The organism is Streptomyces sp. HUAS MG91 (assembly GCF_040529335.1).
GTDB classification, from domain to species: domain Bacteria; phylum Actinomycetota; class Actinomycetes; order Streptomycetales; family Streptomycetaceae; genus Streptomyces; species Streptomyces tabacisoli.
In genome coordinates, this window is sequence record NZ_CP159534.1 from 4,226,288 (window position 1) to 4,248,032 (window position 21,745).

The window sequence follows — 21,745 nt, forward strand, 5'->3', positions numbered from 1 at the left end:
CTGGTGAAGATCCTTTCTGCGGCGGTCAGCTGAGACCGACTCAGATGTCGAGGAAGCGGACGTCCTTGGCGTTGCGCTGGATGAACGAACGGCGCGCCTCGACGTCCTCACCCATGAGGACCGAGAACAGGTCGTCGGCCTGGGCGGCGTCGTCGAGCGTGACCTGGCCGAGGACGCGATGCTCCTGGTCCATGGTCGTGATGCGCAGCTCCTCGGCGTTCATCTCACCGAGACCCTTGAAGCGCTGGACCGAGTCGTCCCGGGTGCGCTTGCCGGCCTGGCGGCCCAGCTCCAGGAGAGCGTCGCGCTCGCGGTCCGAGTACGCGTACTCGAAGTCGTCCCGGCCCCACTTGATCTTGTAGAGCGGGGGCCGCGACAGGAAGACGTGACCCGCCTCGACCAGCGGCCGCATGAAGCGGAACAGGAACGTCAGCAGCAGGGTGTTGATGTGCTGGCCGTCGACGTCGGCGTCCGCCATCAGGATGATCTTGTGATAGCGGAGCTTCTCGATGTCGAAGTCCTCGTGGACTCCGGTACCGAAGGCGGAGATCAGCGCCTGGATCTCCTGATTCTGCAGGATCTTGTCGATCCGCGCCTTCTCGACGTTGAGGATCTTGCCTCGGATCGGGAGGATCGCCTGGTACTGCGGATTACGGCCGGACTTGGCCGAACCGCCGGCGGAGTCACCCTCGACGATGAAGATCTCGCACTTGGTGGGGTCGTTCGACTGGCAGTCGGAGAGCTTGCCCGGCAGGGACGCGGACTCCAGCAGACCCTTGCGGCGCGTCAGGTCGCGCGCCTTGCGGGCCGCCACGCGCGCGGTGGCCGCCTGGATGGACTTGCGGATGATGTCCGACGCCTCGACCGGGTTGCGGTCGAGCCAGTCCGTGAGGTGCTCGTGCACGACCTTCTGCACGAAGGTCTTGGCCTCCGTGTTGCCCAGCTTGGTCTTGGTCTGGCCCTCGAACTGCGGCTCACCGAGCTTCACCGAGATGATCGCGGTCAGACCCTCGCGGATGTCGTCACCCGTGAGGTTGTCGTCCTTCTCGCGCAGCAGCTTCTTGTCGCGCGCGTACCGGTTGATGAGACCGGTCAGCGCGGCGCGGAAGCCCTCCTCGTGGGTGCCGCCCTCGTGCGTGTGGATCGTGTTGGCGAAGGAGTAGACGCCCTCGCTGTAACTGCTGTTCCACTGCATGGCGACCTCGACGGACAGGAGACGCTCCTTGTCCTCGGCCTCCAGGTCGATCACCGAGTCGTGGACGACCTCGCCCTTGCGGGAGTTGAGGTACTTCACGAAGTCGACGATGCCGCCCTCGTAGTGGTACGTCACCGTGCGCGGCTCGAAGGCCGTGTCGTCGCCCGCCTCCGAGGCGTCGGCGCCGGCCGTGGCCTTGGCCGACTCGCGCTCGTCGGTGAGCTTGATCGTCAGGCCCTTGTTGAGGAAGGCCATCTCCTGGAAGCGCCGCGACAGCGTCTCGAAGGAGTAGTCGGTGGTCTCGAAGATGTCGCCGTCGGCCCAGAAGGTGACCGAGGTGCCGGTCTCCTCGGTGGCCTCGTGCTTCGCCAGGGGTGCGGTCGGGACGCCCGCCTTGTAGTCCTGCGTCCAGCGGTGGCCCTCGGTCCTGATCTCGACGGCGACCTTGGTGGACAGCGCGTTCACGACCGAGACGCCGACGCCGTGCAGACCGCCGGAGACGGCGTAACCGCCGCCGCCGAACTTGCCGCCCGCGTGCAGGACGGTCAGCACGACCTCGACGGCCGGCTTCCCCTCGGACGGGATGATGCCGACGGGGATGCCGCGGCCGTTGTCGATGACGCGGACGCCGCCGTCGGGCAGGATCGTCACGTCGATCGTGTCCGCGTGGCCGGCCAGCGCCTCGTCGACGGAGTTGTCCACAACCTCTTGCACCATGTGGTGCAGACCACGCTCACCGGTCGAGCCGATGTACATGCCGGGTCGCTTGCGGACCGCGTCCAGCCCTTCGAGGACGGTGATCGCGCTGGCGTCGTAGGAGGCCTCTGTGGCCCCTACGTGCGCCTCGGCGTCGGTGGACGGGATGTTCTCGTTGGGGTTGCCGGAATCGGCCACGAAGCGCCCTTTCTGGCACAGCACAAGCCCTGCTCCCGGTTGGTGGCCGGAGCGGCTGCGGCGTGTTGGTTCGGTAGGCCCTAGTCAGCGTTGCTCGGTGCGTCCCACAAGTGGGGCGGGATTGCTCTCCAGTGTACCGGTAGCGCCGACAGTGATGGGGGTTTGCCGGTACCTGAGTCCGCACGTGCCGCCCTCAACCGGTCTCGGCCGACTCCCCCTATGCGGAAAGGGGCTCCAAGAGGCTCACAGCGGCACTCAGCGCTTCGAGGTGTCAACCAGCAGCTACCGTGACCGCGCTCTCACCCGTAGGTGGGGTCGTGACCGGTGCTCCCGGGGGCGCGCAGGGGGCCGTAGCGGCGCGGGCCACCGCCGGGATTCTTGATGTCGATGCGGCGCACGGTGCCGTGCCCGAGGTCCTCGTTCAGGCGCCTGACCAGCTGCGGAGCCAGCATCCGGACCTGCGTGGCCCAGGCCGTCGAGTCGCACTGGACCACCAGGACGCGCTCGTCCTCGTCGTACTTCTGCGGCACGCAATGTTTGGCGAGATCCTCACCCACGATCTGCGGCCAGCGGCCCATCACCCCGCCGACGGCGGCCGGCGCCTCCCAGCCGCGCTCGGTGATCAGCCGGTTGATGGCGGCGCCGAGCCCCATCGGGTCGCGCCCGTCGGCGCGCGCACCGGAGCGCAGTCCGCCGCCACGTCGCGCCTGCTTCTTCTGCTGCGCCGAGGCACCACGCGCGCGTGCCGCCTCTTTCGCCGCGCGCAGTGCCACCCGCGCGAGGTCGACGCCGGACGGCTCGGGCCCGCCCTCGGGCTGCGGCTTCGGCTCGTCGCCGCTCACAGCCGCTCCACGGTGCCTTCGGAGACCGCGTACCGGGTGCCGGCGAGCACGCCGGGCACGTCGTCGTCGACCGCGGCCGTCACCAGGACCTGCTCGCCGGGCGCGACGAGCTCCGCCAGGCGCTCGCGGCGGCGGGCGTCCAGCTCGGCGAAGACGTCGTCGAGGACGAGCACCGGCTCGTTCCCCTCGGCGCGCAGCAGGTCGTACGAGGCCAGGCGCAGCGCCAGCGCGTACGACCAGGACTCGCCGTGGCTCGCGTACCCCTTGGCGGGGAGCTGGCCCAGCTTGAGCAGCAGTTCGTCCCGGTGCGGTCCTACGAGGGTGACGCCCCGCTCGATCTCCTGCTTGCGGGCGCCTTCCAGGGCGGCGAGCAACTGCTCGTACAGCTCCTCGCGCGCGTGGCCGACGATTTCGGGCGATGAAGGCTTGTACTCCAGGGCGATCGGTCCGCCACCGGGGGCCAGCTGCTCGTACGCCTTGTCGGCGAGCGGTTGCAGCGTCGCGATCAGGTCGAGCCGCTGGGCGAGCAGCTCCGCGCCCGCGCGCGCGAGGTGCTGGTCCCACACGTCGAGCGTGGAGAGGTCCATGGTGCGGCCGCCGTGGCGGCGGGCGAGGGCCGCGGACTTCAGGAGCGTGTTGCGCTGCTTGAGGACGCGATCGTAGTCGGAGCGGACCCCGGCCATGCGCGGTGAGCGGGCGGTGATCAGCTCGTCGAGGAAGCGGCGGCGCTCTCCGGGGTCACCCTTGATGAGCGCCAGGTCCTCGGGCGCGAACAGCACGGTCCGCACGATCCCCAGCACGTCACGCGGCCTGACCTGCGAGGACCTGTTGATACGGGCGCGGTTGGCCTTGCCGGGGTTCAGCTCCAGCTCGATCAGCTGCTGGCGCTCGCCCTGCCGGACGGCGGCCCGGATGACGGCGCGCTCGGCACCCATGCGCACCAGGGGCGCGTCGGAGGAGACACGGTGGCTGCCCAGGCTGGCCAGATAGCCGACGGCCTCGACGAGATTGGTCTTGCCCTGCCCGTTGGGGCCCACGAACGCGGTGACGCCCGGGTCGAGAGCGACCTCGGCCCGGGCGTACGAGCGGAAGTCGGCCAGTGACAGATGCGTGACGTGCATGGTCGTGGGCCGACCTCCCCCAACATTCCGGACGTTCTGAACAGCGGTTGTCTACAGCTGTGGATTACTTCTTCTCGACGGCGTGCCCGCCGAACTGGTTGCGCAGCGCGGCGATCATCTTCATCTGCGGCGAGTCGTCCTGGCGCGAGGCGAAGCGCGCGAAGAGGGACGCGGTGATCGCGGGCAGCGGGACGGCGTTGTCGATGGCGGCCTCGACCGTCCAGCGGCCCTCGCCGGAGTCCTGCGCGAAACCGCGCAGCTTGTCCAGGTGCTCGTCCTCGTCGAGGGCATTGACCGCCAGATCGAGCAGCCAGGAACGGATGACCGTGCCCTCCTGCCAGGAGCGGAAGACCTCGCGGACGTCGGTCACCGAGTCCACGGCCTCCAGCAGCTCCCAGCCCTCGGCGTAGGCCTGCATCATCGCGTACTCGATGCCGTTGTGAACCATCTTCGCGAAGTGGCCCGCGCCGACCTTGCCCGCGTGCACCGAACCGAAGTCGCCCTCCGGCTTCAGGGCGTCGAAGATCGGCTGGACCTTGGCCACGTCCTCGGCCGCGCCGCCGTACATCAGCGCGTACCCGTTCTCCAGGCCCCAGACGCCGCCGGAGACGCCGCAGTCGACGAAGCCGATGTTCTTGATGCCGAGCTCGACCGCGTGCTTCTCGTCGTCCGTCCAGCGCGAATTGCCGCCGTCGACGACGACGTCACCGGGCTCGAGCAGCTCGGCGAGCTCGTCGACGGTGGACTGAGTGGCGGCACCTGCGGGAACCATCACCCACACCACGCGCGGACCCTTGAGACGGCCCACAAGCTCTTCGAGGCTGTGGACGTCCGCGAGGTCCGGATTGCGGTCGTAGCCGATGACGGTGTGGCCTGCGCGGCGGATGCGCTCGCGCATGTTGCCGCCCATCTTGCCGAGGCCGACGAGACCGAGCTCCATCAGTGGTTCCTTACGTTGCGACGGGGCGTGAGGTGGAGGGTGGAGCGGTACGGGCACGCACGCGTGCGTGCCGTCTCGTACCCGCGTCCGAGCCTAAACCCGGACGCTTCCGCCCACCTGCGGGCACAGCCGCTCCGGTGGACCTTGGAGCGGCCCGCCCCTCGGTGGCCTCAGCCCGACAGCCGCACCGGCATGATCAGGTACTTGTACGCGTCGTCCGCCTCGGCGTCCACGGCCGGCTTGCCGGAGAGCAGCGCGGGCTTGGTGGACGTCGTGAACGACAGCTGGGCGACCGGGGAGTCGATCGCGCTCAGGCCGTCCAGCAGGAACGTCGGGTTGAAGGCGATGGAGATGTCGTCGCCGTCCAGCTGGGCGTCGACCCGCTCCACAGCCTGTGCGTCGTCGCTGGAGCCGGCCTCCAGGATGAGCACGCCCTGCTCGAAGCTGAGCCGCACCGGGGTGTTGCGCTCGGCGACCAGGGCCACGCGCTTGACGGCCTCCACGAAGGGGGCGGTCTCGATGACGGCCACGGAGTTGAACTCCGTCGGGAACAGCGTGCGGTATTTCGGGAGGTCGCCCTCCAGGAGGCGGGTGGTCGTGCGACGGCCCGCGCCCTCGAAGCCGATGAGGCCCTCGCCCGCACCCGAGCCGGACAGCGCCAGGGTGACCGTGTCGCCGCTCGTGAGCGCCTTGGCGGTGTCCAGGAGCGTCTTGGCGGGCACCAGGGCGACCGCGGACGCCTCGTCGTCCTCGGGCTTCCACTGGAACTCGCGGACGGCGAAGCGGTAGCGGTCGGTGGACGCCAGGGTCACCGTGCCGCCCTCGATCTCGATACGCACACCGGTGAGGACGGGCAGCGTGTCGTCGCGGCCGGCGGCGATGGCCACCTGCTGCGCGGCGGAGGCGAAGACGTCGCCCGGGACGGTGCCCGTCGCGGTCGGCATCTGCGGCAGCGCCGGGTACTCCTCCACAGGCAGTGTGTGGAGGGTGAAGCGCGAGGAGCCGCAGACCACGGTCGCCCGTACACCGTCTGTGGAGATCTCCACCGGGCGGTTGGGCAGGGCGCGGCAGATGTCGGCGAGGAGGCGGCCGGAGACGAGCACCGTGCCCTCCTCGTCGATCTCCGCGTCCACGGAGACGCGCGCCGAGACCTCGTAGTCGAAGCTCGACAGGCTGAGCGCGCCCTCCTCGGCCTTCAGCAGAAGGCCCGCGAGGACGGGCGCAGGCGGTCGTGCCGGAAGGCTGCGCGCCGCCCAGGCCACCGCCTCCGCGAGTACGTCGCGTTCCACCCGGATCTTCACTTAAGCCGCCTCCTGCTGTTGCTGGCTGCTCTCGCCCTGCATCGGTCTTCGGTCTTCGTCGGCTGACGTCGGTGTCGCTCGGCCCACAGCTGGGGAGAACACCGGGGACCAGTCTGACGCACCGCACTGACAGCTGGTGCCTCCCTCGGTCAAGTCGTGCCGAGGCGCGGTCGAGGTGCCGAGAGCGAGTTGTGCACAGCCCCGTCTTCGAAACGAATTCCCAGCTCTCTCTAGTTGGGAGTAGTAGTAGGGGCTGTGGAAACCGTGGAAAACCTCTTCTTCGCAGGTCAGAGGCGGTTTTTTGTCCACTGCGCCTGTGGGCCGTGGCCGTGGACAACCGGGCACTTCTGTGGACGGGCGAAAGTTCTGCACACCCGATGCACAGGCTGAGGCGACTTCTCCCCAGCGCCGTCCCCAGCTTTACCCGCGTTCCCCACAGCCCAACCGACCCCCTTGGTGTGACGCCTTTCACTCGCGTCGGTGATGAGGCGCGTCGCGTTGCCGAACAGTGGACAGCCGTGTGGAGAAGCTCCGGATCGCTGTGCACAAGAGCTGGCATCCTGTGGGTCGACGGTGGACAACGGCATGCACACCCTGTGGAAGAAAAATCTGTCCACAGGGTGTGGAGATCGTCTGTCCACCAATCCACAACCCTCTGACCTGGCCTGATGCCCTGTCACGCCCCTGCGCTGTGGACGCCGTCTGGACAACTTTCCGGTCCCCAGGGTGTGGACCGAAAAAACCCGGCACATCTGTGGAGAACACCCGTAACTCGCCACGGAATCGAACACCGGCTCACCTCCGGCGACCGACTCGCGTCCACAGGCACATGGAAAAGGGCGCCCCGGAAGTCGTTCCGGAGCGCCCTCGAGGGACGTACGAGAGCCGCGAGGGGCCCGTCGTCAGCCGTTCTTGATGCGGTTGGTCAGCTCGGTGACCTGGTTGTAGATGGAGCGCCGCTCGGCCATCAGCGCGCGGATCTTGCGGTCGGCGTGCATCACGGTCGTGTGGTCGCGGCCGCCGAACTGCGCGCCGATCTTCGGCAGGGAGAGATCGGTCAGCTCACGGCACAGGTACATCGCGATCTGGCGGGCCGTCACGAGCACGCGGCTGCGCGAGGATCCGCAGAGGTCCTCCACCGTCAGCCCGAAGTAGTCCGCGGTCGCCGCCATGATGGCCGGCGCGGTGATCTCCGGGGAGGCGTCCTCGCCGCCGGGGATCAGGTCCTTCAGGACGATCTCCGTCAGCCCCAGGTCCACCGGCTGCCGGTTGAGCGAGGCGAACGCCGTGACGCGGATCAACGCCCCTTCCAGCTCACGGATGTTCCGCGAGATGCGGGACGCGATGAACTCCAGGACCTCCGGCGGCGCGTTGAGCTGCTCCTGCACCGCCTTCTTACGGAGGATCGCGATACGGGTCTCCAGCTCGGGCGGCTGGACGTCCGTGATCAGGCCCCACTCGAACCGGTTGCGCAGCCGGTCCTCCAGGGTCACCAGCTGCTTGGGCGGCCGGTCGCTGGAGAGCACGATCTGCTTGTTCGCGTTGTGGAGGGTGTTGAAGGTGTGGAAGAACTCCTCCTGCGTCGACTCCTTGTCCGCGAGGAACTGGATGTCGTCGACGAGCAGGATGTCCATCTCGCGGTACCGCTTGCGGAAGGAGTCGCCCTTGCCGTCGCGGATCGAGTTGATGAACTCGTTGGTGAACTCCTCGGAGCTCACGTACCGCACGCGCGTGCCCGGATAGAGGCTGCGGGCGTAGTGCCCGATGGCGTGCAGCAGGTGCGTCTTGCCGAGACCGGACTCCCCGTAGATGAAGAGCGGGTTGTACGCCTTGGCGGGTGCCTCGGCGACGGCGACCGCGGCCGCGTGCGCGAAGCGGTTCGACGCGCCGATGACGAACGTGTCGAAGAGGTACTTGGGGTTCAGGCGGGCGGTCGGCTCACCGGGGCCCGTCGCGGGCGCCGGCTGCGCGGCCAGCGGACCCGGGGCGCCCGAGGGCACACCGCGGCCGGGGCCGCCGTCGAGCCCGGGGCGGCCGCCCATCGTGGGCTCGCCGCCGTCCCGGCGCGGCCGGCCCTCGCGCGGCGACGCGTCGTAGCCGCCCCGCTCCTCATAGGGGGAGCGCTCTTCGTAGGAGGGGCGCTCCACCGGCTTCTGCTCGTACGGCGAGCGCTCCGGCTGCTGGTCGTAGCGGCCGCGCTCGGGCTCGTACCCCTGCGGCTCGTAGGGCGGCCGTTCCTGCTGCCGGTAGTCGTGCTGGGGCTGCTGCGGGGGCGACGCGTACGGGTCGCGCTCGGGGAAGCCGAGCCGCTGCTGCTGCCACCCGTAGTCGTCCTGCTGCGGGCGGGGCCAGGCGCCGGGCTGGGGGCGCTGGTAGTCCGGGTAGGCGGGGCGGGCGGTCGGCAGCTGGTCCTCGCGGTCCCGCTCGCGCGGGGACGGCGGCTGCGGGTCGCGCTGGTCGCCGCGCGTGCCGGCCTGGCCGCCCTGACCGCGGTCGTCCCGGCCGCGACGCTCGTACGCGTCGTAGCCGTCGTACGCGTCCCGGCTGTCATAGGTGTCACGGGGGGCGTCACGGCTCTCGTACGGCTCGTGGCCCTGACCGGACGCGGAGGGCTGCTCCGCGCCCTCGTAGCCCTCGTACTCCTCGTAGCGCTGCTGCTGGACCGGCGGGGCCGGGGGCGTGGGCGGCTCGCCCACGGAGTCGTCGACCGTGATCGCGATCCGGATCGGGCGGCCGCACTCGCGGCTGAGGGTCTCGCTCACGACCGGCGCGAGCCGGCCTTCAAGTACGCCCTTCGCGAATTCGTTGGGCACCGCGAGCAGGGCCGTGTCGGCCACCAGGGCCAGGGGCTGGCAGCGCTTGATCCAGTGTTCGTCCTTCGTCTCGACGCCCTGCCCACGCCCTTCCCCGAGGAGTTGCTCCAGAACTCGTGGCCACACTGCGGCAAGATCGGCAGGTACGTCAGCCACAGGGCACGCTCTCTCGCTGGTCCCACGAACGTGTGATTCCTGGGACGGGTTGGGTGGGGAGGCCGGAGCCGGATCGGGAAGGAAACCGGGTGGGTGGTGAAGAAGGGAACGAATCGGAGTTCAGCCACGGTAGTCAGCGCGACCGCTGCGGTTCAAGTTGTTGTCCCCAGCCTGTGGACAGTGTCTCCCGCGTGACGCTGGTTTGACCGGATGGCGTAGCCGCGCGTACCGTAACCAGGTCGAGTTGTCGATGGCTGCTGCCGCCTGCCTCCGATGGGCAAGGTCACGGTCCACGAGTTGTTCAGCTTCTCTGTGGTCCGTCTAGCGGTGCACTCGGGCGTATTGCGAGCTACTCGTGGGCGCACGGTGACAGCCAGGCGATGTCCCGCCAACCCACGTTTTTCAGGAGCCCCCGAGTGAGCAAGCGCACCTTCCAGCCGAACAACCGTCGTCGCGCCAAGACCCACGGTTTCCGCCTTCGCATGCGGACCCGCGCCGGTCGTGCGATTCTCGCCAACCGTCGTGGCAAGGGTCGCGCCAGCCTGTCCGCCTGATCGCGTAAACAGGTCATGACGTGCTGCCTACCGAGAATCGGCTGAGGCGGCGCGAGGACTTCGCGACCGCGGTACGACGAGGTCGTCGGGCCGGACGCCCGCTTCTCGTCGTCCATCTACGCAGCGGTTCAACGGACCCGCACGTGCCAGGGGAGAGCGTTCCCCCGCCGCGTGCGGGTTTCGTCGTGAGCAAGGCCGTGGGCGGCGCCGTCGTACGGAACACGGTGAAGCGCAGGCTTCGACACCTCATGCGCGACCGGGTGGCTCAGTTGCCCCCAGGTAGCCTGGTAGTCGTACGTGCGTTGCCCGGTGCGGGTGACGCCTCCCACGCACAGCTGGCCCGAGACCTGGATGCCGCCCTGGAGCGGCTGCTGGGAGGGGGCGCGCGATGAAGTACCCACTGCTTGCACTGATCAAGATCTACCAGTGGACCATCAGTCCGCTGCTCGGTCCCGTGTGCAAGTACTACCCGTCGTGCTCCCACTACGGCTTCACGGCCATCGACCGGCACGGCGCGATCAAGGGAACAGCCCTCACCGCCTGGCGGATCCTCCGGTGCAATCCGTGGTCCCACGGTGGTGTCGATTACGTTCCGCCGCGTAAGCGGCCGCGCTGGCACGAGATGCTCCGCGACGCCTTGCGCGGGGACAAGAAAGCGGCCCCCGTCGTTCAGGACGACAGTGCCACTGCCCAGGACAGCCCGTCCGCAGCGACCCCGCCCCATGCCCAAGGAGCCTGATCAGGGACATGATTTCCGATATCGTCAACGCGATTTCTGGTGTCTTCGCGTTTCTCACGACCCCGGTGTCCTGGGTCATCGTCCAGTTCCACAAGGTCTTCGGGGCCATCTTCGGCCCTGACACTGGATGGGCCTGGGGTCTCTCCATCGTGTCCCTGGTGGTGCTGATCCGCATCTGCCTGATCCCGCTCTTCGTGAAGCAGATCAAGTCGACGCGGAACATGCAGCTGCTCCAGCCGCAGATGAAGGCGATCCAGGAGCGCTACAAGAACGACAAGCAGCGTCAGTCCGAAGAGATGATGAAGCTGTACAAGGAGACGGGCACCAACCCGCTCTCCTCGTGCCTTCCCATCCTCGTGCAGTCGCCGTTCTTCTTCGCGCTGTACCACACGCTGGCCGGCATCGCCGAGAACAAGAAGATCGGCGTCATCGACCAGTCGCTGCTCGACAGCGCGCAGAAGGCTCACATCTTCGGCGCCCCGCTGGCCGCGAAGTTCATGGACACCGCCGACGAGGTCGCCAAGATGGGCGCCACGCTGATGGACGTGCGCGTCGTCACGGCGGTCATGATCATCATGATGTCGGCGTCGCAGTTCTACACGCAGCGTCAGCTGATGACGAAGAACGTCGACCTCACGGTCAAGACGCCGTTCATGCAGCAGCAGAAGATGCTGATGTACGTCTTCCCGGTCATCTTCCTGTTCATGGGCATCAACTTCCCCGTCGGTGTCCTCGTCTACTGGCTGACCACCAACGTGTGGACCATGGGCCAGCAGATGTACGTGATCAGCCGGAACCCCACCCCCGGCAGCAAGGCCCAGGCCAAGATGCTGGAGGGCCTGACGAAGCACGTGGTCGGCCACGGCGCCACCCGCACCAAGCGCGAGCGCAACATCGTCAAGGCGATCGTCGCCAAGGGCCGGGACCGCAACGAGTACGAGCGCAAGTTCATCAACGGTCTGACCAAGGCCAGCCTCGCCGCCCAGGCCGACGGCACCGTGGTGGCCAGCACGTCCGCGACCGCCGTCCTGGACGAGGACGGCACGACGGCCTCGGGTGCGCCCAAGCGCCAGCAGCCCAAGCGTCAGTCCAAGTCGCAGCGCCAGTCGGGCCCCACCACGGCCAAGTCCGACGGCACCGCACAGGCTTCGGACAAGCCGTCGCTGGAGAAGAAGGACGCGACCGACTCCGAGTCCGGCGCCAAGCCGCAGAACGGCCAGAGTGGCGCCAAGGCCAAGCCGGCCGGTGGCAACCAGGCGCGCAGCAAGGCCAAGTCCGGGCAGCGCAAGGGCGGGCCGCAGCGGCCCAAGTCCCCGTCCAAGAAGTAAGACCTCGACGTAAGACGTTGGCGTAAGCCTTTGACTCAAGAAGGAGTCCTCCCGTGACGGAAGGCACCACCTCCGCTCCTGAGGGTGGCGACACCCTGACCCGCCTCGAGCAGGAGGGCGAGATCGCTGCGGACTACCTCGAGGGTCTGCTGGACATCGCCGACCTCGACGGTGACATCGACATGGACGTCGAGGCCGACCGTGCCGCGGTGTCCATCGTCAGCGATGCGAGCAGCCGCGACCTGCAGAAGCTGGTCGGCCGTGACGGTGAGGTCCTCGAGGCGCTTCAGGAGCTGACCCGCCTCGCGGTGCACCGGGAGACCGGGGACCGCAGCCGGCTCATGCTGGACATCGCCGGGTACCGGGCCAAGAAGCGCGCCGAGCTCACCGAGCAGGGTGCCAAGGCCGCGTCCGAGGTGAAGAACAGCGGCGAGCCGGTCAAGATGCAGCCGATGACGCCGTTCGAGCGCAAGGTCGTGCACGACGCGGTCAAGGCCGCCGGACTGCGCAGCGAGTCCGAGGGCGAGGAGCCGCAGCGCTTCGTCGTCGTGCTTCCTGCCTGAGCGGTACGTGCTCTCCGGCCCCGTCTGTTCGCAGGCGGGGCCGATCTTTGTCAGCCTGTTCATCAGCCACCCCACGCGGTGGAGCGGTGAGGTACGGAAGGACGGTCCCCGTGACGGAGGCAGCAGAACTCCCCCCGGCTCCGGAGCTTGCCCGGGAGGTGTTCGGCGAGCGCTTCCCGGACGCGGTCCGGTACGCGGAGCTTCTCGCTGACGCGGGCGTGCAGCGTGGCCTCATCGGCCCCCGCGAAGTGCCGCGACTGTGGGAGCGGCACATCCTGAACTGCGCGGTGCTCTCCGAGGTCGTGCCCGAGAACGTCACGGTGTGCGATGTCGGCTCGGGCGCCGGGCTGCCGGGTATCCCGCTGGCCCTGGTCCGCCCGGACCTCAAGATCACGCTTCTTGAGCCGCTGCTGCGGCGTACGACGTTCCTCACCGAGGTCGTCGAACTGCTCGGGCTCGACCATGTGACCGTGGTGCGCGGCCGGGCCGAGGAAGTCCTGGGCAAGCTGCCGCCCGTCCACGTCGTCACGGCCCGCGCCGTGGCACCGCTCGACCGGCTCGCGGCATGGGGCGTTCCGCTGCTGCGGCCGTACGGAGAGATGCTCGCCCTCAAGGGCGACACCGCGGTGGAAGAGGTCAAGAGCGCCGGTGCCGCGCTGAGCAAGCTGGGTGCCGTCGCGACCTCGGTGCTTCAGGTCGGCGAGGGTGTGGTGGATCCGCTCTCGACCGTGGTGCGGGTGGAGGTCGGGGAGAGCCCGGGCGGTGTGCGATTCGCCGCCAAGCGGGCCAAGGCGGCCCGCACGGGGCGTGCCCGGCGCAGGCGTTGAGCGCCTGACGCGACGTGATGAGTACCGCTGATCCATGGTGAGAACCGGCGGTACTCCACAAAAGCTGTCAAACGTACGCATCTCGGGGTGTCGCACGGGTGCGTGCTGAGCCGCGGTGCATCGTGTTTCACGTGAAACGTCGCTCACTGCTGCATGGCATCATCAGTCGCGGCCGCGCAGCGGCCGCTCCCCGCGACCGCAAACCCCTCGGAACCCTTGCATCGTCCCCTGTTACGGGCACGGAGTTGTCCACAGAAGGGGATTCATCCACAGAAGACCGGGCCTCGCTGGTTCTTGACCCCGAAGGCATGGGAGGCTCTGTTCATAGCGAGCCTGAAGTCGAGGAGAGTGAATCCTTGCGGTCCGACGCCAACATCGCGGGACCGATGACCGATCCGGTCCCCGGTCCCCGCACCGAGTCGGCGGGGGAGGATGTTTCACGTGAAACACCGCCCCCGATGGACGACACACCCATCGGTCGCGCTGCCCAACTGGCAGTGGAAGCGCTCGGCCGCGCAGGCGAGGGCCTGCCGCGTCCCGAGCAGACCCGCGTCATGGTGGTGGCCAACCAGAAGGGCGGGGTCGGCAAGACCACGACGACGGTCAACCTTGCCGCGTCTCTCGCGCTGCACGGTGCACGCGTCCTGGTGATCGACCTGGACCCACAGGGCAATGCCTCGACGGCGCTGGGGATCGACCACCACGCCGAAGTGCCCTCCATCTACGACGTGCTCGTGGACAGCAGGCCGCTCTCGGACGTCGTCCAGCCGGTCGAGGATGTGGAAGGGCTCTTCTGCGCTCCCGCCACCATCGATCTCGCCGGTGCGGAGATCGAGCTGGTCTCCCTGGTGGCACGTGAGAGCCGGCTGCAGCGAGCGATCCAGGCGTACGAGCAGCCGCTGGACTACATCCTCATCGACTGCCCGCCGTCGCTCGGTCTGCTGACGGTCAACGCCCTGGTGGCCGGCGCGGAAGTGCTGATCCCGATCCAGTGCGAGTACTACGCGCTGGAGGGCCTCGGCCAGCTCCTGCGCAACGTGGACCTGGTCCGCGGGCACCTCAACCCCGCGCTGCACGTCTCGACGATCCTTCTCACGATGTACGACGGGCGCACCCGGCTGGCCTCCCAGGTCGCCGACGAGGTCCGCAACCACTTCGGCAAGGAAGTCCTGCGGACGAGCATTCCTCGCTCGGTCCGTATCTCGGAGGCGCCGAGCTACGGGCAGACCGTTCTGACCTACGATCCGGGGTCGAGCGGTGCGCTCTCCTACCTCGAGGCGGCGCGGGAGATGGCGCTGCGTGGCGTCGGCATCCACTACGACGCCCAGCACGCCCACACGGGCAACCAACTTGAACAGCAGACCACCGCGGAGGGGATTCAGTGAGCGAGCGACGGAGGGGACTGGGCCGTGGCCTCGGCGCGCTGATTCCGGCTGCCCCCACCCCTGAGAAGACGGCCCCGGCGGCTTCCGGAGGAGTCACCTCTTCCTCTTCCGCCCCGGCGTCGGTTCTGACGGCAGAGCGCGGAGTGGCCGCGGCGAAGGTGGCATCGCTGTCGCAGAGCGATGTTTCACGGGAAACCGAGGGGCAGGCGCACGGTGCGGCGGAGGAGTTCGAGCGGCCCGCGGGTGCGCACTTCGCCGAGCTGCCGCTCGACGCGATCACGCCCAACCCGCGGCAGCCGCGTGATGTGTTCGACGAGGACGCCCTCGCCGAGCTCGTCACGTCCATCAAGGAAGTCGGCCTGCTGCAGCCTGTCGTCGTACGGCAGGTGGGGCCGGCGCGCTACGAGCTCATCATGGGCGAGCGGCGCTGGAGGGCCACGCGTGAGGCGGGGCTCGACCGCATCCCCGCCATCGTGCGGGCCACGGACGACGAGAAGCTCCTCCTCGACGCGCTCCTGGAGAACCTGCACCGGGCGCAGCTGAACCCGCTGGAAGAGGCGGCCGCCTACGACCAGCTGCTCAAGGACTTCAACTGCACGCACGACCAGCTGGCGGACCGCATCGGTCGTTCCCGCCCGCAGGTCTCCAACACCCTGCGTCTGCTGAAGCTCTCGCCGGCCGTGCAGCGGCGGGTGGCAGCCGGTGTGCTGTCCGCCGGGCACGCTCGCGCCCTGCTCTCCGTCGAGGACTCGGAGGAGCAGGACCGGCTCGCTCACCGCATCGTCGCCGAGGGACTGTCCGTGCGGGCCGTCGAGGAGATCGTGACCCTCATGGGATCGCGTCCCACGAGCACGACCCGGGCCAAGGGCCCGCGGGCCGGCGCGCGGGTCTCCCCGGCGCTGAGCAATCTCGCGACGCGGCTCTCGGACCGCTTCGAGACGCGGGTGAAGGTCGACCTGGGCCAGAAGAAGGGCAAGATCGTCGTCGAGTTCGCCTCGATGGAGGATCTGGAGCGCATCCTCGGATCACTGGCTCCCGGCGAAGGGCCGGTTCTCCAGAACGGGCTTTCCGAGGAGACCGAGGGCGACGAACAGGACTGATGTCCTGTGCTGTGCCTGGGAGCGGGCTGTGTCCGGTGTGTACCGGAACACGGCCCGCTCTTTGCTTTCTTACGGTATCGATGGAATCGCATCGTGGTTACGATGCGATCGGGAAGAGCGCATCCACCCGGCAGTACCTCAAGGGGGCGGGGTCATGCGATCGGTGAGTCGTACCGGACTGATGACCGCGGGTCTCGGACTGGGCGCGGTCGGCGGGTTCGTCGGCAGTCTGCTCAGGGAACGAAGCGCTCTGACAGCCGCCCGCGCTGCGGCCGGCGGAGAAAGCGAGGAACTGCCTTCATGGGGCGTCGGCTCGTACCGCTCACGCTGGACAACCTCCCGGACCTTCCCAAGCGGTGCCGGTCGTGTGTCTTCTGGGAGCTGGACCCGGTCAGTGGCCAAGCCTCGGTGAAGGCGGGGACGCCGGAGCTGGAGAAGGAAGCGTGGATCTCGGCGGTCCTGCTGGAGTGGGGCTCCTGCGGCCGCGTCGTCTACGTCGACGATCTCCCGGTCGGCTTCGTGCTCTACGCGCCGCCTGCCTATGTCCCGCGGTCCCTGTCGTTTCCGACGAGCCCGGTCTCCCCTGACGCCGTCCAGCTGATGACGGCCTCGATCATGCCGAGCCATCAGGGCCAGGGGCTGGGGCGGGTCATCGTCCAGACCGTCGCGAAGGATCTTCTGCGCCGAGGCTTCAAGGCGATCGAGGCCTTCGGCGACGCGCAGTGGAAAGAGCCGTCCTGTCTGCTGCCCGCCGACCATCTCCTGGCCGTCGGCTTCAAGACCGTCCGCCCCCACCCCTCGTACCCGCGGCTGAGGCTTGAGCTGCGGACGACGCTGTCGTGGAAAGAGGACGTGGAGATGGCGCTGGACCGGCTTCTCGGGGCGGTGCAGAAGGAGCCCGCACTGCGTCCGCTCTGAAAGACCGCACACGCCGAACGGGCCGACCCTCTCGGGTCGGCCCGCTCATGTTTCACGTGAAACAACGCCCGCCGTCCGTGAAACGGCGTCGCCGGAGCATTACTCGGCGATGAAGTCCTCGAGGTCGCGCACGATGGCGGCCTTCGGCTTGGCACCGACGATGGTCTTGGCGACCTCGCCACCCTGGTACACGTTCAGGGTCGGGATGGACATGACGCCGTACTTGGCGGCCGTGCCCGGGTTCTCGTCGATGTTGAGCTTGACGATCTCGATCTTGTCGCCGTACTCGGCCGCGATCGCCTCGAGCGACGGGGCGATCTGGCGGCACGGACCGCACCAGGCGGCCCAGAAGTCGACCAGGACGGGCTTGTCGCTCTTCAGAACGTCCTCGTCGAAGGAGGCGTCCGTCACGTTCTTCAGGTTGCCGGCCACAGCGGGCTCCTCTTTTCTATGGGGGTGCGAGAGGTGGGAAGTCGGGGTCAGACGGTGGCGGTCGGGGTCTTCTCGGGCTCGGCGGCCTCGCCGTCGGCGAGAGCGGCCAGGAAGCGCTCGGCGTCGAGAGCGGCGGAGCAGCCGGTGCCGGCCGCCGTGATCGCCTGACGGTAGGTGTGGTCCACGACGTCACCGGCGCCGAAGACACCGGTCAGGTTCGTGCGCGTCGACGGGGCCTCGACCTTCAGGTAGCCCTCGCCGTCCAGCTCGAGCTGGCCCTTGAAGAGCTCCGTGCGCGGGTCGTGGCCGATCGCGATGAACAGACCTGTCACCGGCAGCTCGGACGTCTCGCCCGTCTTCAGGTTGCGCAGCGTCAGACCGGCCAGCTTCGGGTCGCCCTTGATCTCCGCGACCTCGCTGTCCCACACGAACTTGATCTTCGGGTCGGCGAAGGCACGCTCCTGCATCGCCTTGGAGGCGCGCAGGGTGTCACGGCGGTGGACGATCGTCACGGACTTGGCGAAGCGCGAGAGGAAGGTGGCCTCCTCCATCGCGGTGTCGCCGCCGCCGATCACGGCGATGTCCTGGTCCTTGAAGAAGAACCCGTCACAGGTGGCGCACCAGGAGACGCCACGGCCGGACAGCGCGTCCTCGTTCGGCAGGCCCAGCTTGCGGTGCTGCGAGCCGGTGGTGACGATGACGGCCTTCGCGCGGTGCACGGTGCCCGAGGTGTCGGTCACGGTCTTGATCTCGCCGGTGAGGTCGACGGCCACGACATCGTCGGGGACGAGCTCGGCGCCGAACCGCTCGGCCTGGCCGCGCATGTTGTCCATGAGCTCGGGGCCCATGATGCCGTCCTGGAAGCCCGGGAAGTTCTCCACCTCGGTGGTGTTCATCAGGGCGCCACCGGCGGTGACGGCGCCCTCGAACACCAGCGGCTTCAGCGACGCGCGCGCGGTGTAGAGCGCCGCCGTGTAGCCGGCGGGCCCGGAGCCGATGATGATCACGTTACGGACGTCACTCACGGCTTGATTCCTCGTCTCTACGGGACTGCTGCGTACTGCCGGGGGAGCCTCTTCTCAGGACTCTCACCCCACCCAACGGATCCTACGGGGCATGCATTCCCGACGTGTCCGGGCGCACGCCGGGACCGTCGAAGGATGCCGTTCAGCCGCGCTTGTAGGAGTGGGTGTACAGCAGCTCGCCCGCTGTGGAGGGATCCTTCGCCGTGCAGGACGCGTCGACGATGAACGCCGTGACGCGGTGGGTCGGATCGCTCGTGTGGGGCAGCACGAGGAGATAGACGGCTTTCCCCTCGTACGTGCCCTGCTTGAACCCGAGGGGGTCATCGTCGCGGTGCGTACCGCGCTGGACGCACGCCGGCGGAGCCATGGCGGCCTTGGGAATCTCGGGGTTCTTCGGTGACGACTTGGGCGTGACGCCCTCCGTCCCGAGCGATGCCACGTCTCCCTGGTGCAGCAGCTCGGTGACCTTCGACTCCAGATTGGCCTTGGCGAAGCTCGACGCGCTCGTGCTGGCGCTGGCCGGCGTCCTGCCCACGTTCGAGGTGCCGCCTCCGCCCTGCACGAGCAGCACGCCGGTCCCGATCACGGCGGCGGTGAGGACGGCCCCGATGGCGGCGCCGGTACGGCGCCGGGTGACGCGTGCTCGGCGACCCGGTCCGGTCGCGGAGGGGGCATGTCCCGAGGGTCGGTCGGCGGGGCGCGGTGCGGGGGCGGAACGCGCGGTCGATGTTTCACGTGAAACAGACGCCGTTTCACGCCCACTGCCCTCGTCGCTCCCGTAGCTCTCGGCGCTCTCGTCGGGTTCCTCGTTCTCGTACGCGACGACGTCCAGGAGGGCTTCCGCGGCCAGGGCGGCGTCGATGCGCGCCGCGACGTCCTCGGGCATCCGGGGTGCGTCGGGAAGCGTGCCGAGCATGCCGCGGATCTCTTCCAGCGAGGAGTAGACATCGGCGCACAGGACACAGCCGTCGAGGTGCCGGCGGATGTCGGAGCTGCGGGACGGCGGGAGAAGACCCTCGGCAAGATCGGAGATCTCGGTGACCTCGGGGTGTTCCGCCGTGTCGGTCGTGGATGTCACGCTCGCCCACCTCCGCCCTTCACCGCAGTCGAGTCATGTGGTCCGGCCTCGTCCCGAGGTCCCGCTGCGGGTGGGACGGATGTCCCCTCCGGACGGTTCCTTCCCGGGGGCGGGTTCTTGCCACCGCCTTCTTCGGCGCGCTCCGTCCGCAGGTGCGCCAGGAGAGGGAGCAACCGGGCCCGGCCTCGGGCACAGCGGCTCTTCACGGTGCCCGTGGGGACATCGAGGATTCTGGCGGCCTCGGCCACCGGGTAGCCCTGCATGTCGACGAGAACGAGTACCGCCCGCTGATCGGCCGGAAGGGACTCCAGGGCGCCCAGGAGTTCGCGGTGCAGATCATTGCGCTCGGCGGGCGCGGCCGCCGACTCGTGGGGCTCCAGAAGCTGCTCCAGGCGTTCGGTGTCGTCCACCGGAGCGGTTCTGCGGGAGGCCGTCTTGCGGGCCCGGTCCAGGCACGCGTTGACGGTGATGCGGTGCAGCCAGGTCGTGACGGCGGACTGCCCGCGGAAGGTGTGGGCGGCGCGGTACGCGGAGACGAGGGCGTCCTGCACCGCGTCAGCGGCCTCCTCGCGGTCCCCCAGCGTCCGCAGGGCCACCGCCCACAAGCGGTCCCGGTGCCGGCGCACGATCTCGCCGAAGGCGTCCTTGTCCCCCGCGACGTGCCGGGCGAGGAGGTCCTGGTCGCTCGCTCCGCCGTAGGCGTCGTCCACTGCCGAACCCCCTCCCCGTGGCGGGCCCCGATGGGCCCCGGTGCGTCAGCCGGTGAACTTCACATCCGTGATTCCCTGCTTGTACCCGGCCTGGCTGTACCCATCCTGGCCCGCATGAGGCAGCGCGGTCAGCCATACGAGCACGTAGCGCGTCTTGACCGGCTTGTCGGCCTTGATGCTCAGCGACGTACTGGTGGTGTCCGTCTTGGCGCCGATCCGCTTCATGCCGTCCACGGCGGACGGACTGGGGCTGAGTGAATCCGAGGCGTACAGCGAGACCGTGGTGTGGTCGCCCCCGTAGCGGAACTTTATCGACGCGGCCGACACGTTCTTGGCGGAACCGAGGTCGTACACAATGCCCACACCTGGCTTTATGACCATCTTGGGCCCGTCGACGAAGGCGTGGGTGCGCCAGTAGGACGCGGGGTCGTCGTCGTAGGTCTTGTCGACGTCCTGCGGGGACTGGGCGTCGCCCGCGGCGATGAACTCCTTGGCGCCCGCGATGCCGATCGGCTTGGCGATCTTCTTGTCGCTCTTGCCGCCGTCGTCCGTGGTGTGGGTGTCCTCCGTACCGCTGGAGTTCCCGCGGTCCATGAGAGCGTCCGCGAGCTGCCAGCTGCCGAGACCCAGCGCGGCGATCAGCAGCGCCGAGACGGCCCACTTGAGGGCCTTCCCGGTACGGCTCTGCAGCGGGGGCGGCGGCGTCGGGATCACCTGGGTGGCACCGGGCACGGCGGAGCGGCCGTAGGTGCCCTGCTGATAGGTGGTGCGCTGGTACTCCGGGGGCGCGGTGAACGCGGGCTCCGGCGGGCGGATCCTGGGCATCTCGCCGATGGCCTTCACCAGGTCCTCCGGCGTGGTGCACGGGGGCTCCTGGCGGGACGCGGTGGCCCCGTCGTTGGCGAGCGCGCGCATGGCGAGCTCGGCGAGACCGCGGTGGACGCCGGCCCGCACCTGGTCCGGCGCGATGAGCCCGACGTCCTTGGGCAGCCCGGCCAAGCCGTAGGCGTCGTTCTCGTACGGCCACCGCTGCGTCAGGGAGGCGTACAGGAGCGCGCCGATCGCCTCGGCGTCGGTGCGCTGCGGAGTGTCGGAGGTGATCCCGCGCAGCGCCGCGTTGACCGCGAGGCCGCGGATGCGCCACTGGCCCGTGGAGGTGCGCAGCACGGCGCTCGGCGTGAGCCGCAGGTGCGCGAGGCCCTCGCGGTGCGCGGCGGCCATGGCGTGCGCGACCTGCGTGGCCATGTCGTACGCGTCGTGCGCCTCGAGCGGGCCCGCCGCGAGCAGCGCGGTCAGCTCGGTGGCGTCGGGCAGCCACTCGTGGACCACGTAGACGAGGTCGTTCTCCTCGACCGCGTCCAGCACCTGGACGAAGCGGGGATCGCCGAGCAGCGCCGAGGAACGGGCCGCGGCGAGCACCGAGCGCGCCCGCGGATGGTCGGCGGGCAGCAGGTGCACGCCGACGGCGCGGCGCAGCTTCTCGTCCACCGCGCGCCAGCTGCTGAAACCGTCCAGACGTGTGACGCACTCTTCGAGCCGATAGCGCCTCGCGAGCTTGTGCCCGCTGTGCAGCTCGGGAGGTGATGTCTTACCGGGGCTCACGTGCGTGCCCGTCTCCGCGGTGTCCACCGGCGTCCCGGACGCCGTGCTGTCCCGCTTACCGCTGTCGACCACACCGTCGGCCGTGGCCCGCTCCGCCTTGTCCGCCTTGGCGGTCAGCGGTTCGTCCCCGCCGTTGTCGGCCACGTCGACGGCAGCCGTGCTCCGTTCCGCCACCGTCGTTCCTGCCTCCCCATCCGTTGCACTCACTGCGACGCCAAAGCC

General features: G+C 69.0%; 20 protein-coding genes. 9 read left to right on the forward strand and 11 right to left on the reverse strand.

Annotation, left to right across the window (positions count from 1 at the left end):
- Positions 1 to 40: 40 nt before the first annotated feature.
- The 6 genes from gyrB to dnaA form a co-directional block, all read right to left on the reverse strand.
- The gene (gene gyrB, locus ABII15_RS19175; RefSeq protein WP_353943558.1) at positions 41 to 2,113 is read right to left on the reverse strand and encodes a DNA topoisomerase (ATP-hydrolyzing) subunit B; all 2,073 of its coding nucleotides are present in this window, start codon (positions 2,111 to 2,113) and stop codon (positions 41 to 43) included.
- A gap of 275 nt (positions 2,114 to 2,388) precedes the next feature.
- Positions 2,389 to 2,931 (reverse strand): DUF721 domain-containing protein, encoded by a 543-nt coding sequence (locus tag ABII15_RS19180; protein WP_353943559.1) that lies wholly within the window; start codon positions 2,929 to 2,931, stop codon positions 2,389 to 2,391.
- Positions 2,928 to 4,052 (reverse strand): DNA replication/repair protein RecF, encoded by a 1,125-nt coding sequence (gene recF / locus ABII15_RS19185; protein WP_353943560.1) that lies wholly within the window; start codon positions 4,050 to 4,052, stop codon positions 2,928 to 2,930. Before recF ends, ABII15_RS19180 begins: the two co-directional genes overlap by 4 nt.
- Before the next feature lie 64 nt (positions 4,053 to 4,116).
- A complete protein-coding gene (gene gnd, locus ABII15_RS19190) occupies positions 4,117 to 4,992 on the reverse strand; it encodes a phosphogluconate dehydrogenase (NAD(+)-dependent, decarboxylating) (RefSeq protein ID WP_353943561.1) in 876 nt (291 codons plus the stop codon).
- A gap of 170 nt (positions 4,993 to 5,162) precedes the next feature.
- Positions 5,163 to 6,293: a DNA polymerase III subunit beta gene (gene dnaN / locus ABII15_RS19195; protein ID WP_111663046.1), complete on the reverse strand. Its 1,131-nt coding sequence runs from the start codon at positions 6,291 to 6,293 to the stop codon at positions 5,163 to 5,165.
- A gap of 902 nt (positions 6,294 to 7,195) precedes the next feature.
- Positions 7,196 to 9,262 (reverse strand): chromosomal replication initiator protein DnaA, encoded by a 2,067-nt coding sequence (gene dnaA / locus ABII15_RS19200; RefSeq protein WP_353943562.1) that lies wholly within the window; start codon positions 9,260 to 9,262, stop codon positions 7,196 to 7,198.
- Positions 9,263 to 9,678: 416 nt separating this feature from the next.
- Between dnaA and rpmH the strand changes: the two genes are divergently transcribed.
- From rpmH to ABII15_RS19245, 9 genes are all read left to right on the forward strand, one after another.
- Entirely contained in the window at positions 9,679 to 9,816 is a 138-nt protein-coding gene (gene rpmH, locus ABII15_RS19205) for a 50S ribosomal protein L34 (RefSeq protein WP_006381191.1), read from the forward strand.
- A 20-nt stretch (positions 9,817 to 9,836) separates the two neighbouring features.
- The gene (gene rnpA / locus ABII15_RS19210) at positions 9,837 to 10,208 is read left to right on the forward strand and encodes a ribonuclease P protein component (protein ID WP_353943563.1); all 372 of its coding nucleotides are present in this window, start codon (positions 9,837 to 9,839) and stop codon (positions 10,206 to 10,208) included.
- Positions 10,205 to 10,555, forward strand: a complete 351-nt coding sequence (gene yidD / locus ABII15_RS19215) for a membrane protein insertion efficiency factor YidD (protein WP_351449324.1) — start codon at positions 10,205 to 10,207, stop codon at positions 10,553 to 10,555. Before rnpA ends, yidD begins: the two co-directional genes overlap by 4 nt.
- Positions 10,556 to 10,563: 8 nt before the next feature.
- Positions 10,564 to 11,883 (forward strand): membrane protein insertase YidC, encoded by a 1,320-nt coding sequence (yidC, locus tag ABII15_RS19220; protein ID WP_353943564.1) that lies wholly within the window; start codon positions 10,564 to 10,566, stop codon positions 11,881 to 11,883.
- Between the two features lie 53 nt (positions 11,884 to 11,936).
- Positions 11,937 to 12,446 carry a R3H domain-containing nucleic acid-binding protein gene (locus ABII15_RS19225; protein WP_353943565.1) on the forward strand — a complete coding sequence of 170 codons (510 nt, stop codon included), beginning with the start codon at positions 11,937 to 11,939 and terminating at the stop codon, positions 12,444 to 12,446.
- A gap of 110 nt (positions 12,447 to 12,556) precedes the next feature.
- Positions 12,557 to 13,273: a 16S rRNA (guanine(527)-N(7))-methyltransferase RsmG gene (gene rsmG, locus ABII15_RS19230; RefSeq protein ID WP_353943566.1), complete on the forward strand. Its 717-nt coding sequence runs from the start codon at positions 12,557 to 12,559 to the stop codon at positions 13,271 to 13,273.
- 308 nt (positions 13,274 to 13,581) lie between these two features.
- Positions 13,582 to 14,658, forward strand: coding sequence for a ParA family protein (locus ABII15_RS19235; RefSeq protein WP_353947114.1), 1,077 nt, complete (start codon positions 13,582 to 13,584; stop codon positions 14,656 to 14,658).
- Entirely contained in the window at positions 14,655 to 15,758 is a 1,104-nt protein-coding gene (locus ABII15_RS19240) for a ParB/RepB/Spo0J family partition protein (protein WP_353943567.1), read from the forward strand. The genes ABII15_RS19235 and ABII15_RS19240 overlap by 4 nt, the downstream gene beginning before the upstream one ends.
- A gap of 300 nt (positions 15,759 to 16,058) precedes the next feature.
- Positions 16,059 to 16,676: a GNAT family N-acetyltransferase gene (locus tag ABII15_RS19245; RefSeq protein WP_353943568.1), complete on the forward strand. Its 618-nt coding sequence runs from the start codon at positions 16,059 to 16,061 to the stop codon at positions 16,674 to 16,676.
- Positions 16,677 to 16,775: 99 nt separating this feature from the next.
- On the opposite strand, the gene trxA is transcribed toward ABII15_RS19245, so the two are convergent.
- The 5 genes from trxA to ABII15_RS19270 all read right to left on the reverse strand — a co-directional run bounded on the left by trxA (position 16,776) and on the right by ABII15_RS19270 (position 21,697).
- Entirely contained in the window at positions 16,776 to 17,108 is a 333-nt protein-coding gene (gene trxA / locus ABII15_RS19250; RefSeq protein WP_111663056.1) for a thioredoxin, read from the reverse strand.
- A gap of 47 nt (positions 17,109 to 17,155) precedes the next feature.
- Complete coding sequence (trxB, locus tag ABII15_RS19255; protein ID WP_353943569.1) at positions 17,156 to 18,133, reverse strand: thioredoxin-disulfide reductase; 978 nt, start codon at positions 18,131 to 18,133, stop codon at positions 17,156 to 17,158.
- A gap of 142 nt (positions 18,134 to 18,275) precedes the next feature.
- The gene (locus tag ABII15_RS19260) at positions 18,276 to 19,211 is read right to left on the reverse strand and encodes a hypothetical protein (protein ID WP_353943570.1); all 936 of its coding nucleotides are present in this window, start codon (positions 19,209 to 19,211) and stop codon (positions 18,276 to 18,278) included.
- The gene (sigM, locus tag ABII15_RS19265) at positions 19,208 to 19,921 is read right to left on the reverse strand and encodes an RNA polymerase sigma factor SigM (protein ID WP_353943571.1); all 714 of its coding nucleotides are present in this window, start codon (positions 19,919 to 19,921) and stop codon (positions 19,208 to 19,210) included. Before sigM ends, ABII15_RS19260 begins: the two co-directional genes overlap by 4 nt.
- Before the next feature lie 45 nt (positions 19,922 to 19,966).
- Positions 19,967 to 21,697 carry a protein kinase family protein gene (locus ABII15_RS19270; protein ID WP_353943572.1) on the reverse strand — a complete coding sequence of 577 codons (1,731 nt, stop codon included), beginning with the start codon at positions 21,695 to 21,697 and terminating at the stop codon, positions 19,967 to 19,969.
- Positions 21,698 to 21,745: the final 48 nt, after the last annotated feature.